This is a genomic window from Streptomyces sp. NBC_00083, assembly GCF_026343295.1.
Classification (GTDB): domain Bacteria; phylum Actinomycetota; class Actinomycetes; order Streptomycetales; family Streptomycetaceae; genus Streptomyces.
Genome location: NZ_JAPELY010000004.1, coordinates 1 through 16133 on the forward strand (window position 1 = coordinate 1; position 16133 = coordinate 16133).

Here is a 16133-nt window from a genome sequence, read left to right on the forward strand (position 1 = left end):
TGACTCGACGGTAGGTTTCACGTTTATCGTGAAACGCTTTCGCGTTTTCATTATACGCTTCGTACCGTCACTCGTGCTGTAGTAGCCAAACATGTAGCGGACGACCGAGGCGCCGTTGGGGCTGTAGCCCGAGTAGTCATTCAGGCTTGAATTGGAGACGAAGACCGCTCCTCCAGAATTCGAGTTGTAGAACAGACGGAAGCAACTGAAGTGATTTGAATAGCTGCACATGTCATTGACGTACGACGTCGCAGCCTGAGCGGTGGGTGCATTGACCGCAGTGACTCCGACTACCGAAATCGACGCGCACGCCAGGGCAGCAAACCGGCGACTTACCGACGTAATCTTCATGATCCCCATCCATCCCTACTGATCTACCGCCTTCAGCGGATCCCAAAAAACGGCGCGTAGCCTTCCTTGCACCGAAGCATTTAACTGCACCCGCCACCCGCTACACGGGATGGGCGGAACGGTTTAGCGGACGAAAATATACACCCTTTTACGCAACTTCTACGGACGCGTCACCAAATGGAGATATTAAGACATCTTTCATAATCCAAAAAGGATCCATTTCGAGTGAATTACGCCATTCCTCCTATCCATTATTAGGCACGCGAAAAATTTGGCATGTCGGATTTTTCTGCCTAAAACCTCATGGAGGCTCTCCGTTTCCCCCAGCACTCCGGGAAACCGCACGAACAGAAATCCCTGATGCCAACCAGCGCCGATCAACCCCCAAAACAGGACCATGTTGCCGACCAGCCATGACCCAGGCGAACATTGCCGCGCAGGCGGGGTCACCGCGGTGGACCGATCGGCCATACTCATCGGCGACGAGTCAGTCACCGTTAGTGGCCTCATCGGCAACGAGAAGCGCAGGTCCGACCCTCTCGTGTCGGTAGTCGTCCCGCGGGCAGTCCCGCCCAAGGCCTGGACTACCCGACGCAGGCACAGAACGCGAACACGGTAATTTCTCCCCGCAACTATTCCTCACCGCCGACCGATGTCTCGCAAATCGGCTCCGGCGGAATCGGGCATCACCAGCACGCCCTGGTCGCCGTCCTGCAACGTAAGAGCGAGATCGTCCTGCGCCGGGCCCCGGGCACCCGCGCCTCCGCACATCACCGACCAGCTTTTCGCGGAGGGGTTCAAGTCATTCGCCCGATCACCGTGACATGCGCGCCGGCCTTCGGGCTCGCCGCGGCCTCTTGGGCGACTTGTACCCGCCCTGGCGGGCGAGCCGCACCCGGCCTGCCGAGGCGCTACGGCCGACACCTTCCCGTGGCCGGACCAGCCGGTCCGCGTCGATCACACCTGTCGAATGGGCTCTGCGCCCGCCGAGCGCAGGACCAGCTCCAGGCCGACTGGTGGGGCTGGATGCCGTCGAATATAGGAGGGTTCGAGCTTCGTGATCGCACGCCGTCATCCGCGACAAAGCCGTGACCTCACGTCCGGCCTGGAGGGCACCACGTCCCGTGGCCGTCCGCCACGGAAGCACTCAACGGGCCTCATCGTCGAAATCTCGGACTGCTTCTCGCCGCCGCGGGCTCCGCTGACTGTTCCAACAGTCCCTGAAGCTGGTCGTTTCGTCGCTTCTGTCCCATTACCTGAAGGACTCGCAGTCTGGGGCACCGCACAGCAGACCGGTGCTGGCACGGTACTGACATCATCAACGAAAGTGGCCTTCTGAACCGCGTTTCCGCAGTTCAGAAGGCCACTACTGATGTGGAGCCTAGGAGATTCGAACTCCTGACATCTGCCTTGCAAAGGCAGCGCTCTACCAACTGAGCTAAGGCCCCGGGTGAGGTGGTGCGGGACCAGAGTACCGGGTCGTACCGGGGTTCTCGCAAAAGGATTGGGACTCCCGGTGAACGACCACTCTCCGTAAGATGCTCGTCGAGGTTCGCACCCGTGAAGCGGCCTCGATGGGGAAGCGATGGGGAGACGCGCAATGGACACAGCACAGCAGGAAGCGACCGCCAGAGCGAGGGAGCTTCAGCGGAGCTGGTACGGAGAGCCGCTGGGCGCGCTCTTCCGCCGGCTCATAGACGACCTCGGGCTCAACCAGGCCCGGCTCGCCGCTGTTCTCGGGCTCTCGGCGCCCATGCTGTCGCAGCTGATGAGCGGGCAGCGCGCCAAGATCGGCAATCCCGCCGTCGTGCAGCGCGTCCAGTCGCTCCAGGACCTGGCGGGACAGGTCGCCGACGGCAGTGTGAGCGCCGTGGAGGCCACCGACCGCATGGAAGAGATCAAGAAGTCGCAGGGAGGCTCGGTGCTGACCAACACCGGCCAGACGACGTCCAGTTCGGGTGCCCCGACGGTACGGCGCGTGGTACGCGAGATCCAGTCGCTGCTGCGCTCGGTGGCGGCGGCCGGAGACATCATCGACGCCGCCGAGACCCTCGCCCCCGCCCACCCCGAACTGGCAGAGTTCCTCCGGGTGTACGGCGCGGGGCGCACCTCCGAGGCGGTCGCGCACTACGAGGCACACCAGAGCTGACAACGGTTGGATCGATCCTGGGGGGCGCCGGGTGGGTGAGGTCTTCGCCGGCCGGTACGAGCTGGTCGACCCGGTCGGACGGGGCGGGGCCGGAGCCGTCTGGCGCGCCTGGGACCGGCGCCGGCGCCGCTATGTGGCGGCGAAGGTGCTCCAGCAGAGCGACGCCCACACCCTGCTGCGGTTCGTCCGCGAGCAGGCCCTCAGGATCGATCACCCGCATGTGCTCGCGCCGGCCAGCTGGGCCGCCGACGACGACAAGGTCCTGTTCACCATGGACCTGGTGAGCGGCGGCTCGCTCGCCCACCTCATCGGCGACTACGGCCCCCTGCCGCCCCGCTTCGTGTGCGTCCTGCTCGACCAGCTCCTGGCCGGCGTCGCCGCCGTCCACGCGGAGGGCGTCGTCCACCGCGACATCAAGCCGGCCAACATCCTGATGGAGGCCACCGGAAGCGGCCGTCCCCATCTGCGCCTGTCCGACTTCGGCATCTCCCTGCGCAAGGACGAGCCCCGCCTCACCGAGACCAACTACGTGGTGGGGACGCCGGGTTACTTCGCGCCCGAGCAGATGATGGGCGCCGAACCCGATTTCCCGGCCGACCTGTTCGCGGTCGGCCTGGTCGCCCTCTACCTCCTGGAGGGCAGCAAGCCCGACGCGCGCGCCCTGGTGGAGTACTTCGCCGCGCACGGCACCCCGGGTGCCCCCCAGGGCGTGCCCGAGCCGCTGTGGCAGGTCCTCGCGGGGCTGCTCCAGCCCCATCCGCAGAACCGGTTCCGTACGGCGACGGGGGCGCGCAAGGCACTGGCGTCGGCGGTGGAGCTGCTGCCCGAGCCGGACCCGGACGAGGAGCCCGTCGAGGTCTTCGACCAGATCGGCCCCCTGCCGCCGGGCTTCGCCGAGGCGGGCCCGGAACGGGGGGCTCCCGCCGGGTACGAGGGGGAGGGGGCGAGTTCGTCACCCGCTCCACCGGAGGGCTCGGCCCCGAGCGAGCACGCGGCCCCACGGCAAGGCCCGGCTCCGGCGGAGGGCCCGGCCCCGGCGGGGGGCCCGGCCCCGGCGGAGGGCCCGGCCTCGGCGGGGGGCGCATCCCTGGCGGGGGGCGCAGCCCCGGCGGGAGGCTGGACCACGGCAGACGGCTCGGCTCCGGCAGGGGGCTCGGCCCCGGCGGGAGGCTGGACCACGGTAGGGGGCTCGGCTCCGGGAGGCGGTCGGCCCGTGGCAGGCGGCTCGGCTCCGGCAGAGGGCTCAGCCGTGGCAGGGGGCGCAGCCCCGGCGGGAGGCTGGACCACGGCAGGGGGCTCGGCTCCGGCAGGGGGCTCGGCCCCGGGAGGCGGCTCGGCTGTGGCAGGGGGCCGGACCAGGGCAGGCGGCCCGGCCCCGGCAGGAAGCTGGACCCCCGCAGACGGCTCGGCTCCGGCAGAGGGCTCAGCCGTGGCAGGGGGCCCGGCCCCGGTAGCGGGCCGGACCACGGCAGGCGGCTCGGCTCCACGAGGAGCCTCCGCCCCATGGGCAACCTCCGCCCCACGGGCAACCTCCGCTCCCCCGGAGGGCTCGGCTCCCCCGGAGGGCTCCGCTCTCCCGGGGCGGTCGGGTGCGGCCGGCCTCCCCCCGGCCCCGGCGCAGCCGCCCACCCCTCCGACCCAGGCTCCGGCGGCACCCGCGCCCTCGTACCTGCCTCTGTACTACGACCGGACGCCGCCCACACCGGCGACCACCCCGTACACGGCGCCCTACCCGGCTTCGTACGCGGCGGAGCCGTACGCCGCATCGCCCGCCACTCCGTACCCCAATGCCGTCGCGCAGCCCCAAGTTCCCGTCCGGTCAGCCCCGTTGGAGGGATCTTCACGGCGGGGGCGGCGGGCGCGCCGGGCAAAGGCGCGTCCCGGGCCGCCCGCCAAGGTCGCCGTTCCCGTACTGCTGCTGGCTCTGGTCTGCTTCGCGGTCGGCTTCTGGGCGCTGGCGCGGATCTGAGCGCGGCGAGAGGCGATGCCGGTCACCAGGGGCCGGGCGGGCCGAAGCCCTGGGAGCCCGGTCCGGGGGCGCCCGCCGCCGCGCGCCGACGGGTCACCACCGTCCACACCCCGAGCCCCGCCAGCAGCACCGTGCCCGAGCCGATTCCGAGGGCCGCGAGGAGTTTCATCGAGGCGGCGCCGGCAGCGGGGCCGGCCGGGCCGAAGTCGGGCGCGGGGCCCGCGTACGCGGGGGCGGGTGCCTTCGCTCCCCGCACGGTCAGCTTCAGCGTCACGTCGTAGGGCGCGTCGCCGAAGGTCTGCCCGACCTCGGGGCTGAGCGAGACGGCCAGGTAGTAGGGGCCGTTGATCCGCATCGCCGAGGTCTCGTCCGACGGCGCGTACCGGTTCTCGTACGCGACCGGGGCCAGCGGATCGAGCGAGGCCTCCTTGCTCCGCCCGTCGTACGGAGCCGACGCCCCGGCGACCGGGCCCCGCTCGGGGTTGTAGAGCTGGAGGGAGAGCGCGGTGCCGACGTACCCGGTCCGCGCGGTCGTGACGGCGTCCAGGCCTCCGCTGACGAAGAGCTGCCTGCCCCAGTCGAGCGGCACCCGGAAGAAGAGGGTCTCGCCCGGCCGTACGGCGTCCTTCCACTGGCCGTCGGAGAGCTCGGCGGCGTCATGGAATCCGGTGCCGCCGTGCACCCTGCGCGGGGCGCCGGCCGGTGGCGCCGGGGATGCGGAGGGCCAGCCGGAGGGCGCCGTGCCGGGCCCCGTGCCCGCGCGGGTGGGCTCGGTCGAGTACCGCAGGTCCAGGCCCCAGTCGGCGGTCGTGGAGCCGGGATCGCTCTCCCGCTCGACCACCATGTAGTAGGAGCCGGGCTCCTGACAGGTCGACAGGCTCGGGCGTACGGCACGGTAGGCGTACGCGGCGAAGGGGTGCGGGTACTGGGCCGAGCCGATCGAACGGCGCTGCGCGTCGCAGGTCTCGCCGTCGGCGTCCTGGATCGACACCCGGACCGAGTCGCCGTAGGCGAGCTTGGCGCCGGCGGGTCCCGGCAGGGCGACGGCCGAGGCGTAGGCCTCCTTCTTGTCGTCGAGAACGAGGCGGAAATAGAGCTTGCCGCCCGGCTTGATGACCGACCTGTAGGCGGTGTCGGCCGCCAGTGCCGGTGCGTCGGTCTCCTGCCCACCGCCCGATACGTTCCGTACGCCCTCGGGGAAGCGGTACGAGGACGGCGTCCCCGCCGCAAACACGGGCCCCGGCGCCGCCAGGAGCACACAGAGCGCGCCGGCCAGGGCGGCTGCCCTCGCCGCGCGCAGGTGGGGCGGTGCCGCGCCCGCCACCGGTGTGCTCGCCCGGTACCCGCCGTGCCGCGCCTTCGTCCCGGTCCTCGTCCGCACGTCGCCCCGCCCCACCTTTGCCCTCGCAAGTCAGCTCTTCGCTCACGTGAACTCGCCGGTGCCCGGGGCCCGCCCCGGGACAGCACGAAGCCCCGGCCACCTCAGTGGCCGGGGCTTCGCAACCGGGTCTTTCGGTCTCACACACCCGAACCTGCGGGCACGGAGTCGGTCGCCTCCGTCCACAGATCCTGCTCGGCGCGATCCGCCTGGATCTGGCGGTACACGAGGAGCCCGCCGATGGCGGCCAGTGCGACCAGGAGAAGCTTCTTCACCGCGCGACCTCGTCTTTCCTTGACGTAAGGGACCTCTGCCGCCCGACTATACACACCGATCGATATCAATCGGTGATGCTCCATCCGTGTGTAGTTCATCGGAAGATCCGTCGATACGGTGCGTCGTTCCTCGCCTCGCACGCCGCCCCCGCACATCATCGGATACAACGCAATTCGGGCAACCCAACAGCAGTGTCTGCTCACGGAAGAAGCGAGGACGTCATGGCAACCAGCAAGCTCACGACCTGGTGGACCGCACTCATCGGCGCGCTGGTCGCGCTTCTCGCCTCCCTCGGTCTGGCCGGCCAGGCCGCCGCCGCCCCCGCGGCTTCCGTACCGCAGCACGACGTGACGTACAACCGCAGCGAACCAGCCACCTCCGTTGCGCCGGCCGTGCAATGGGCCCTGCCCTCCGCATCGGCGCTGCCGCCCACGATGAAGCAGCGCATCCGGGCCGAGGCCCACGGCTCCTCGCCCTCCTCGCGCCACCGCGGCGACGTCCGTGACGCGGCGGAGGACGCCGTGCAGGGCGGCGAAGGCGCCGCCGAGGAACCGGCCCAGGATCCGGCCGGGGCCGACGCCCCGCCCTCCCCCTGACCCCACCCGCTCTGCCCGAGCTGCGAGCCCGGCGACTCCGAGGAGTCGCCGGGCTCTTCGGTGTCCCGGCCCGTGTCCTCTATATACGCGCGCCACCGTCCACCCGCGTGCGCCACCGCCGGGTCTGCCGCCCGCCGCCTCCCCCACCCGTCAACTCCACTTCACGAGCCATATGCTGAGTCCCGGGGCGCCGCCCTGGTGGGGCGCGGTGACCCCGTCTCGCACAGCGCCGAGCGGGCCCCGTCCGCCCCGGTCATGTGGCCCGGTGACCGTATGGAAGTGCTGTTCACGACCCACTTGGAAAGGTGGTGAGCCGTGACCCGGCGCATCATCATCGTCACGGCCGTCCACGGGCCTTCCGCCCCTTTCCTGTCGGAGGCCTTCGCGTCCCTCCGTGCCCAGGAGCTCCCGGCCGGCTGGGAGTGGCGTTGGCTGATCCAGGAGGACGGCGCGGGCGACGATGTCGCCCCCCATGTGCCGGCCGATGAACGCGTCTCGTTCCGGCAGGGACGCCGCGGCGGTCCCGGTGTCGCGCGCACCATCGCGCTGGCGCGCGCCGACGGTGACTACGTGAAGGTCCTGGACGCGGACGACCAGCTCGCCCCGGGTGCGCTGGCGCGCGACCTCGCCGCCCTCGAAGCCGATCCGTCGATCGGCTGGGCGACGTCCCGGGTCCTCGACCTGCTGCCCGACGGGACGACCGCCGGCTTCCCCGGCGACCCGGAACCCGGAGCGATCGAGCGGAAGACGGTGCTCGACTACTGGGCCGCGCACGACTACCGCGCGCAGGTCCACCCCGCGACGCTCTTCGTCCGCCGCGACCTGCTCATTGCCCTCGGCGGATGGATGGCGCTGCCGGCCTCCGAGGACACCGGTCTCCTGCTCGCCCTGAACGCGGTGGCACGCGGCTGGTTCTCGTCGGAGGTGGGGCTGCTCTACCGCAAGTGGGAGGGCCAGGTCACGGGCCAGTCCGCGCACACCGACACCTCGGAGCGGAACGCGCGGATGGCGGTCGTCGAGGCGCGGGCGCGGGCGCTGGACCACTTCCGGTGGCGCAGCCCGACCGGCTCGGAGTGACCGCGGCTGCCCGGCCGGGCAGCCGCGGCGCGCGTCATTCCAGCGATCCGGCGTCCACGCGCGAGAACACGAGCTCCGTCTCCCCGACGATCGGCCCCCGCCACCGGGTGGGCGGGACGGGGTTGCGCACGGCGCGGGGGTAGCTCGCCGGGGAGTAGTCGTTCACGAGCCGGTAGGCGTTGAACCCGTGCTTCGCCATGGTCGCCGTCAACTCGTCCACGCTGTCGCCGAGTTGGGCCATCCGCTCCGGCGTCACCTCGACGGCGATCTCGACGTCGGCCCGCAGCTCGTCGAGCACGGGGGCCAGCCCGCGGACGGCCCCGCCCTCCGCGCCCTCGACATCGATCTTGATCACGCGCGCCCTCGCCACCTCCTCGGGGCGCAGGAGCTCCGCCAGGGGGAGCGCCGCCATCTCGAAGGTGGACTCGGCGGGACCGTCGTACGGGACGATCGAGTTGGCGCCCTTGTTGTTCGAGCTGGCGAGGATGAAGGTCAGGGTCTTGCGGCTGTCGGCCACGGCGACGTTGAGCGCGCGGACGTTGCCGCAGCCGTTGAGTTCGACGTGGTGCAGCACGCGGCGGTGGAACTCGGGGGACGCCTCGATGGCCACGACACCGCCCTCGTCCCCCACCAGGCGGGAGCCCAGCACGGAGAACGCCCCGATGTTGGCCCCGACGTCGACGAACACGTCGCCCGGACGCAGCCGGCTCCGCAGCCAGTGCGTCATGTGGGGCTCCCACACCCCGAACAGGTAGAGGTAGCGCTGAATCAGGTCCTGTGTGTCGACCGCGAACCTCGCCCCGGACCGGGCCTCGACCACGCGTCGCCGGGGATGGTCCCGGAGGTAGGGGTTCAGGAGGCGCTCGGCCACCGCGGCCTTGCCCACGCCGCCCGGAGCGTCCCGCACGTACTTGCGGCCGAGGGTGACCAGCGCGTCTGAGAGAGGGGTAGCCATGTGCCCGCCTTCCGTGCAGCCCGGGACACCGTAACCCTCGGCGTGATCACGGGAGATACCCGGGCGGCCCGTTCCCGCCGGGTCAGCGGCGGTCCTGGTCGAGCGGAAGGCCCAGCATGCGAATGGCGTTCCCCCTGAGCAGTTTGTACGCGACGTCCGCGGAGAGCCCGGCCATGTGCTCGGCGGCCACCTGCTTGGTGTGCGGCCATGTCGAGTCGACGTGCGGATAGTCCGTCTCGAAGGTCGCGTTGTTCACCCCGACCGTCTCGATGGCCTCGATCCCGTGCTTGTCGCGGAAGAAGCAGCAGAAGATCTGCCGGTAGTAGTAGGAGGAGGGCGGTTCCGGGATCAGGTCCTTGACCCCGCCCCAGGCCCGGTGCTCCTCCCAGACGTCGTCGGCCCGCTCCAACGCGTACGGGATCCACCCCATCTGGCCTTCGCTGTAGGCGAGTTTGAGCCGCGGGAACTTCACCAGGACGCCGGAGAAGAGGAAGTCCATCATCGACGCCATGGCGTTGTTGAAGCTCAGCGAGGCCTGCACGGCGGGCGGGGCGTCGGGGGAGGCGGCGGGCATCTGCGACGACGAGCCGATGTGCATGTTCACCACGGTCTCCGTCTCCTCGCACGCGGCGAAGAACGGGTCCCAGTAGCCGGAGTGGATGGAGGGGAGACCGAGGTACGTCGGGATCTCGGAGAAGGTCACGGCGCGCACGCCACGGGCGGCGTTGCGCTTGATCTCCGCGACCGCGAGGCCGACGTCCCACAGCGGGATGAGGCACAGCGGGATCAGCCGGCCGCCGCTGTCCCCGCACCACTCCTCGACCATCCAGTCGTTGTAGGCGCGGACGCAGGCGAGCGCCACCTCCTTGTCCTTGGCCTCCGCGAAGGTCTGGCCGCAGAAGCGCGGGAAGGTGGGGAAGCAGAGGGACGCCTCGACATGGTTGAGGTCCATGTCCTCCAGGCGGGCCTTGGGATCCCAGCACCCGCGCCGCATCTGCTCACGCGTGATGCCGTCGAGCGTCATCTCGTCCCGGGAGAAGCCCACGGCCGCGATGATGCGCTTGTACGGGAAGATGCCGCCCTCGTACTCCCACCAGTCCGTGACCTGCCCCTGCGGGTCGGTGGTGAACCTGTACTTCCCCCCGATGTACGCCAGCTCCCCGATCCCCGCCGTGAAGGGCTTCGGCCCCCGGTCGCGGTACTTGCCCGGGAGCCAGGTCTCGAAGAGGTGGGCCGGCTCGATCACATGGTCGTCCACGCTGATGACGCGGGGAAGCTCCTGGCTGTCAATGTCCTTACTGACCACGGTACTTAACCCCCAGCTGCCTGCCGGTTCCACCGACACCGAATCTGACGATCCATCAGATTCAGCGTATGGCGCACCTCTGTCGACGGCAAGCGCTCCACCGGAACCGGACCCCTTGCGCGTTCGCGGGAGATCGGCTGAACTGACGCACCATCAGGTATGACCGGAGGAGGCGCGGCCAAGTGCAGACGATGTGGCTCAGCGGAGCCGAGTGGTTCGCCGTGCTGCGGATCGGGCTCGGCCTGTGGTGGCTGGAGAGCTGGCGCCACAAGGACAAGACGACCTGGTTCGGCGGCGGCGGGATCGCGTGGGCGGCCGGCATCGCCGACAAGCACCGGTGGTCCTTCGTCCGCTCCGGCTTCGACGTGGTGGTCAAGCCGCGGCCCCGGACGATGGCGTACGTGGTGGCCTACGCGGAGCTGGCGCTCGGCCTGGGCCTGGTCGTCGGTCTCCTGACGCCGGTCGCCCTCGTCTGCGGTCTCGCGCTGGTTCTGATCTATCTCGTCCTGATGATCCACGACGTGGCCGAGCAGGGGCAGAACCTCATGATGGCCCTGATCTCCGTCACAGGACTGCTGGGCGTCTGCTGGCAGGCGTGGTCACTGGACGCGGCGCTCGGCTGGTTCCTCTAGGGCACCTGGGCAGCTGGGCACCTGGGCTCCGCACCACCGGTCTGTTCATGCCCGGCACGTCACCCTTCGACGAGGAGAAGGCAATGAGCGAGCAGAGTCACGACCCCGGCCCCGGCACCGAGGCGGACACGCCGTCCGCCGCCGCCGAGCACCGGGAGCCGGAGGACCCCTTCCGGGCCGGGCACCTGGCACGCGCCCGGAGCGCCGCCTCACGCGCGGCCGCCCTCCTGCGCCACGTCGAAGCCTCCGGCGCCGGCGAGACGGGCCCGGAGGGATCCGCACGGGCCGAGATCCTCTTCAAGGCCAACCACGCGGCACGGACGGCCGCGCAGGCCATCGCCGTTCTCCTGGAGAGCCGACCCCATCCCGCGGCCGACTCCCGCTGTGCCCGGAACGCCGCCGCCGCCGCGTCCCAGGCCGCGCAGATGGGGCAGCTCCACGACGACGGCGGCGAAGCCGCCACGGCGGCCTCCCGGGCCGCGGTCAAGGCGGCCCAGGCCGCCGGGGCCGCCGCGGTGGCGGGGGCGGTGGGCGAGAACGAGACCTTGAACGCCGAGGCGGACGCGGCCGAGAAGGCCGCCGTAGCAGCCGCCGAGGCCGCCGGCTGGATACGTCCGGGGGAGCAGATCCAGCCGGTCGCGACCGGCACCAGGAGCGCCGATGTGATGGCGATGATGCACTTCTGACGCGCGGGCGCCGCGGCGCCCGGCGGGCGTCACGGGCGGCCGGCAGCTCCCCGGCCGCCCGGCGCACGCGGAGCGCCCGTATGCTGCGGCACCGGTCCCTCCCCTGTTGGGACCGGTACCGCACCACACAGGCGACGTCGATCCGCACCGGTGCGGCACGGATCAAGCAGAGGCCGGACCCCGTCACCCGACTCCGCCACAAGTTGACCGAGAACGTGTGACGTCGTGACGGGCCTCTCCGGACCCGGACCTGGTGGTCCGAGCGGGTCACGCCCTGTGGCTGTCCCGCTACGGCCAGATCCTGCCAGCTGCGGCTTCGCGTGAGGAGGCCCGCTCACCTCACGGACACCTTCTTCGCAGGTCAGCCGTATAGGGTGAGTTTTCCGGTCCGGATGCCAGGTGCGGAAGACAGTGAGAGGTGGAGACCTTGAGTCCAGGCTCAGGGGCACGCACGGCTTTCGCGGAACGTCTCGCGTTGCTGTACAAGGAGGCCGGCGACCCTCCCCTCAAGCGCGTCGCGGAGGCCGTCGTCCGGCTTCAGCGCGTCGACGAACGAGGACGTCCGGTGCGCGTATCCGCTCAGCGGATCAGCGACTGGCGACGGGCCAGGAACGTGCCTGCCCAGTTCGCCGCCCTCGCCGTCGTGCTGCACATCCTGATACCCGAGGCGCGGCGTTCACGCGCCGCGCCCGTCTCCCCCGGCCTGTACGACCTGGCGCACTGGCAGCGCCTGTGGGAGCACGCGGTCGCCGACCCGATCGGCGGCGACCGGCCCGCGCCCTCCTCCGAGGAGAAGGAGCCCCCGCAGGCCGAGGCCCCGGCGGTCCCCGGAGGCGTGTGCCCCTACCGGGGTCTGGCTTCCTACCGTCCCGAGGACGCCCGCTGGTTCTTCGGCCGTGAGCGCAGCACGGACGCCCTCGTGGCCCAGCTCCGCGCGGTGGAGGGGACCGGGGGCCTGGTCATGCTCGTGGGCGCCTCGGGGGCGGGGAAGTCGTCCCTGCTCAACGCCGGTCTGGTGCCCACGCTGCAGGACGGCGCCCTGAGCGACGACAGCGGCCGGTCGCGGGCGACGCTTCCCTTCGTGCCGGGAGCCGATCCCGTCGGGGAGCTGACCCTCCGCATCCCTGAGCTGGCCCCCGTCGTCTCCGCCCTGCGGAAGCCGGCCTCCGCCTCTCCCGAAGCCCCTGACACCCCGCACTTCGGGCACGCGGTGCGGCAGGCCTTCTCGGCCTGGGGGCAGCGACAGGCCCCTTCCGGCCCCCCGCCAGTGATCATCGTGGACCAGTTCGAGGAAGCGTTCACGCTCTGCTCCGACGAGGCGGACCGGCGCCGGTTCATCAAGCTGCTCCACGCGGCCTGCACGCCCGCCGGCCCGGGTGACCCGGCCCCCGTCCTCGTCGTCCTCGGCATACGCGCCGACTTCTACGAGCAGTGCCTGGCCCATCCGGAACTCGCCGACGCGCTGCAGCACCGGCACATGGTGCTCGGCCCGCTGACCGCCGCGGAGCTGCGGGAGGCGGTGACCGGCCCGGCCAAGGCCGTGGGCATGGAACTCGAACCCGGACTGACCGAACTCATCGTCCGGGAGGTGAGCACCGACGGCCCACGGGCGGCGCAGAACGCGGGCGCGCTGCCGCTCCTCTCCCACGCCCTGCTCGCGACCTGGCAACGGCGCAAGGGAGGACGGCTGACGCTGGCCGGCTATCGCGCGGCGGGCGGAATACAGGGAGCGGTGGCGGCGACCGCCGAGCGCGCCTGGTCCGACCTCGACCCGGCGGCCCGCGCGGCCGCGCGGCTGCTCCTGCTCCGGCTGGTCAGGCTGGGCGAAGACACCCAGGCCACCCGCAGACGGGGGACACGACGCCAACTCGCGGAGGAGTCGACGGACTCCCACAAGACGGAGGAATCGCTCGAAGCGCTGGTGCGCGCCCGGTTGGTGACGCTCGACGCGGAAACCGTGGAGATCACGCATGAGGCGTTGCTCCACGCCTGGCCGCGCCTGCGCGACTGGATCGACGAGGACCGGGCCGGCAACCTGCTGCGTCAGCGGCTGGAGGAGGACGGCAGGGCCTGGGAGGAATCGCACCGCGACACCTCCCTGCTCTACCGGGGCTCCCGGCTGGAACAGGCCCGCGCCTGGGCGAAGTCCGCCGGCGACAGGTTCCTGACCCGGGCCGCGGTGGAGTTCCTGGCGTCCTCGGTCAAGCTCCGCAGGCGCACGGTCTGGATCATGCGCGGGGCGATCTCGGCCCTGGTCGTCCTGGCGATGCTCGCCGTCGGTGCGGCGGTGGTCGCCTGGCAGCAGCGGGACGACGCCGTGTTCGAGCAGGTCGTCGCCGAAGCCGATCGCGTCCAGCACACGGATCCCTCGCTGTCGGCGCAGCTGGCCCTGGTGGCGCACGACTTGCGGCCGGACGACGAGGGGGCGAACAACCGGCTGATCTCGATCGTGAACGCGCCGCTGGCCACCCCCCTCCTCGGCCACACCGGCGCCGTCTACCTCACCTCGTTCAGCCCCGACGGCCGGACCCTCGCCACCGCCAGCTACGACCGGACCGTACGCCTGTGGGACGTCGCGGACCCGTCGCGTCCCAAGCCGCTGGGGAACCCCCTCACCGGCCATACGAGTTGGGTGAGCAGCGCGGTCTTCAGCCCGGACGGCCACACCCTCGCCAGCGCTTCGGACGACGGCACGATCCGGCTGTGGGACGTACGGGACCCCCGTCACCCGCAACCGCTCGGTGCGCCGATGACCGGCCATGACGGCACGATCTACCTGCTGGCCTTCAGCCCGGACGGCCATACCCTGGCCGGCGCCACGGAGGACCACACCGTCCGCCTGTGGGACGTGGCGGACCCCCGCAGGCCCACGAGCCGTGAGGTCCTGACGGGTCACACCGCCGCCGTGCGCTCGCTGGCGTTCAGCCCCGACGGCCGGACGCTGGCGGCGGGCGCCGACAACGGTGCGATCAGACTGTGGGACATGGCCGATCCGGCTCGTCCGGCGCCGATCGAGACCGTCCTGACCGGCCACACGAGCACGGTGCACTCCGTGGCGTTCAGCCCCGACGGCCGGACGCTGGCCAGCGGCGGCTCGGACGACACCGTCCGGCTCTGGAACGTGAGCGACCCGCAGCACGCGGCGGCCATCGGTTCGCCGCTCACCGGCCACACGGGCCCCATCTGGTCGGTGGCCTTCAGCCCCGACGGGAGCATGCTCGCCGTCGGCAGCGCCGACAGCACGGCCAGCCTGTGGAACGTCAGCGATCCCGCCTACCCGTCCCAGGTGGGCGAGCCTCTCGCGGGAAGCAGCGGCGAAATGTACGCCCTGGCGTTCAGCCCCGACGGCCACACCCTCGCCACCGGGAGCGGCGACAGCAAGGTCCGTCTGTGGTCGATCCCGGCCTCGGACATGATCGGCCGCGTCGGAGCGTTCCGGCCGGACGGGCGGGTCCTCGCGACGGCCGCGCGCGACGACCGGGTGCGGCTGTGGGATGTGGACACCCCGGGCCGGCCCGTGCCGCTGGGCCGCCCCTTCACGCCGTCCGGGGAGGGCGACGCACGGTCCCTGGTGTTCTCCCCCGACGGCCACACGCTCGCGGTGCTCATGGGAAACCAGTCGATACGCCTGTGGAACGTCACCGATCCCGCCCGGCCCGTCCCGCACGGGCCGCCCCTGCTGCTGCGGACCCGGTTCTCGGGCGCCGAGGCGCTGGCCTTCAGCCCCGACGGCAAGACGCTGGCCACCGACTACGACGACCGCACCATTCAACTGTGGGACATCAGCGACCCGTCCCGCCACCGTCCGCTCGGCGCGCCGCTCACCGGTCACAAGGGGTACGTCAACTCCCTTGTCTTCAGCCCGGACGGGCGGACACTGGCCAGCGGCAGCGCGGACGACAGCATCCGACTGTGGAACGTGGCCGACCCGCGCCACGCGGCGCCCCTCGGAGCGCCCCTCACGGGACATCTCGGACCGGTCAACGCGCTCTCCTACAGCCCGGACGGCAAGACCCTGGCCAGCGGCAGCGACGACGACACCGTCCGGCTCTGGAACACCGCCCACCCGTCCACGGCACGCCGGCTGGGCGCCCCGCTGACCGGTCACACCGAAGCGGTCGTGTCGCTGACGTTCAGCCAGGACGGCCGCACCCTGGCCAGCGGCGGCAACGACAACACGGTCCGGCTCTGGGACATCGCGCACCCGTCCATGGCCTCGCCGATCGGCCAGTCGATGAGCCCCAACGCCAAGACGGGGAACTTCCTGTCGTTCAGCCCCACCAGCCACATGCTCGGCGTGTCGAGCGGCAGCGACACCGTCCGGCTCTGGAACCTCGACGCCGACGAGGCCAGGAGCCGCATCTGCTCCACCACCCGGGGCGTCCTGACACCGGAGAAGTGGCACGAGAACCTGCCCCGGCTCTCCTACGCACCGCCGTGCGCCCCCTGACCACGCCACGGTGATCCCCGTCACAAATCGCGATCCCGGACGAACAGTCAGGCCCCGCTCCCCGGGCCGCGTTGTTAGGGTGCCTACAAGCCCGACCGCTGGTGCATCCCCCGTCGCCAGCGGTCGGGCCTTTCCATGCCGCCCCGCGCCCTCCCGGCACATACGCGAAGAGGGCGCCTCCCACGTGGGGAGACGCCCTCTTCACCGGTACTGCTTCTGTGGGGCTAACAGGATTTGAACCTGTGGCCTCATCCTTATCAGGGATGCGCTCTAACCAACTGAGCTATAGCCCCGCCGCGCTGTGCGGG

At 71.1% G+C, this 16133-nt stretch carries 11 protein-coding genes, 2 tRNA genes and 1 pseudogene; 7 read left to right on the forward strand and 7 right to left on the reverse strand.

Going from position 1 to position 16133, the window contains the following annotated elements:
- Nucleotides 1-351 (reverse strand): annotated as a pseudogene (locus OOJ98_RS30105) (hypothetical protein); the annotation flags it as partial.
- A 1375-nt stretch (nt 352-1726) separates the two neighbouring features.
- Nucleotides 1727-1799 (reverse strand) — tRNA-Ala (locus tag OOJ98_RS30110).
- Nucleotides 1800-1951: 152 nt separating this feature from the next.
- Here OOJ98_RS30110 and OOJ98_RS30115 point away from each other — a divergent pair.
- On the forward strand, nt 1952-2500 hold the full coding sequence (locus OOJ98_RS30115; RefSeq protein ID WP_267058290.1) for a DNA-binding protein: 549 nt from the start codon (nt 1952-1954) through the stop codon (nt 2498-2500).
- 31 nt (nt 2501-2531) lie between these two features.
- The gene (locus OOJ98_RS30120; protein ID WP_267058291.1) at nt 2532-4469 is read left to right on the forward strand and encodes a serine/threonine-protein kinase; all 1938 of its coding nucleotides are present in this window, start codon (nt 2532-2534) and stop codon (nt 4467-4469) included.
- A 22-nt stretch (nt 4470-4491) separates the two neighbouring features.
- On the opposite strand, the gene OOJ98_RS30125 is transcribed toward OOJ98_RS30120, so the two are convergent.
- Nucleotides 4492-5850, reverse strand: coding sequence for a hypothetical protein (locus OOJ98_RS30125; RefSeq protein ID WP_267058292.1), 1359 nt, complete (start codon nt 5848-5850; stop codon nt 4492-4494).
- A 137-nt stretch (nt 5851-5987) separates the two neighbouring features.
- Nucleotides 5988-6122, reverse strand: a complete 135-nt coding sequence (locus OOJ98_RS30130; protein ID WP_003958712.1) for a DLW-39 family protein — start codon at nt 6120-6122, stop codon at nt 5988-5990.
- 222 nt (nt 6123-6344) lie between these two features.
- Here OOJ98_RS30130 and OOJ98_RS30135 point away from each other — a divergent pair, with 222 nt between their 5' ends.
- Nucleotides 6345-6719, forward strand: a complete 375-nt coding sequence (locus OOJ98_RS30135) for a DUF6344 domain-containing protein (RefSeq protein ID WP_267058293.1) — start codon at nt 6345-6347, stop codon at nt 6717-6719.
- A gap of 315 nt (nt 6720-7034) precedes the next feature.
- Nucleotides 7035-7796 (forward strand): glycosyltransferase family 2 protein, encoded by a 762-nt coding sequence (locus OOJ98_RS30140; RefSeq protein ID WP_267058294.1) that lies wholly within the window; start codon nt 7035-7037, stop codon nt 7794-7796.
- A gap of 34 nt (nt 7797-7830) precedes the next feature.
- Here OOJ98_RS30140 and OOJ98_RS30145 read toward each other — a convergent pair whose 3' ends face one another.
- The gene (locus OOJ98_RS30145) at nt 7831-8751 is read right to left on the reverse strand and encodes an FkbM family methyltransferase (RefSeq protein WP_267058295.1); all 921 of its coding nucleotides are present in this window, start codon (nt 8749-8751) and stop codon (nt 7831-7833) included.
- Between the two features lie 82 nt (nt 8752-8833).
- Nucleotides 8834-10057, reverse strand: coding sequence for an amidohydrolase family protein (locus tag OOJ98_RS30150; protein WP_267058296.1), 1224 nt, complete (start codon nt 10055-10057; stop codon nt 8834-8836).
- A 182-nt stretch (nt 10058-10239) separates the two neighbouring features.
- Between OOJ98_RS30150 and OOJ98_RS30155 the strand changes: the two genes are divergently transcribed.
- From OOJ98_RS30155 to OOJ98_RS30165, 3 genes are all read left to right on the forward strand, one after another.
- Nucleotides 10240-10689 carry a DoxX family protein gene (locus tag OOJ98_RS30155; protein ID WP_267058297.1) on the forward strand — a complete coding sequence of 150 codons (450 nt, stop codon included), beginning with the start codon at nt 10240-10242 and terminating at the stop codon, nt 10687-10689.
- Between the two features lie 83 nt (nt 10690-10772).
- Nucleotides 10773-11375 (forward strand): hypothetical protein, encoded by a 603-nt coding sequence (locus OOJ98_RS30160; RefSeq protein WP_267058298.1) that lies wholly within the window; start codon nt 10773-10775, stop codon nt 11373-11375.
- Nucleotides 11376-11793: 418 nt separating this feature from the next.
- Nucleotides 11794-15825 carry an AAA family ATPase gene (locus tag OOJ98_RS30165; protein WP_267058299.1) on the forward strand — a complete coding sequence of 1344 codons (4032 nt, stop codon included), beginning with the start codon at nt 11794-11796 and terminating at the stop codon, nt 15823-15825.
- Between the two features lie 219 nt (nt 15826-16044).
- On the opposite strand, the gene OOJ98_RS30170 is transcribed toward OOJ98_RS30165, so the two are convergent.
- Nucleotides 16045-16118 (reverse strand) — tRNA-Ile (locus OOJ98_RS30170).
- Nucleotides 16119-16133 lie beyond the last annotated feature (15 nt).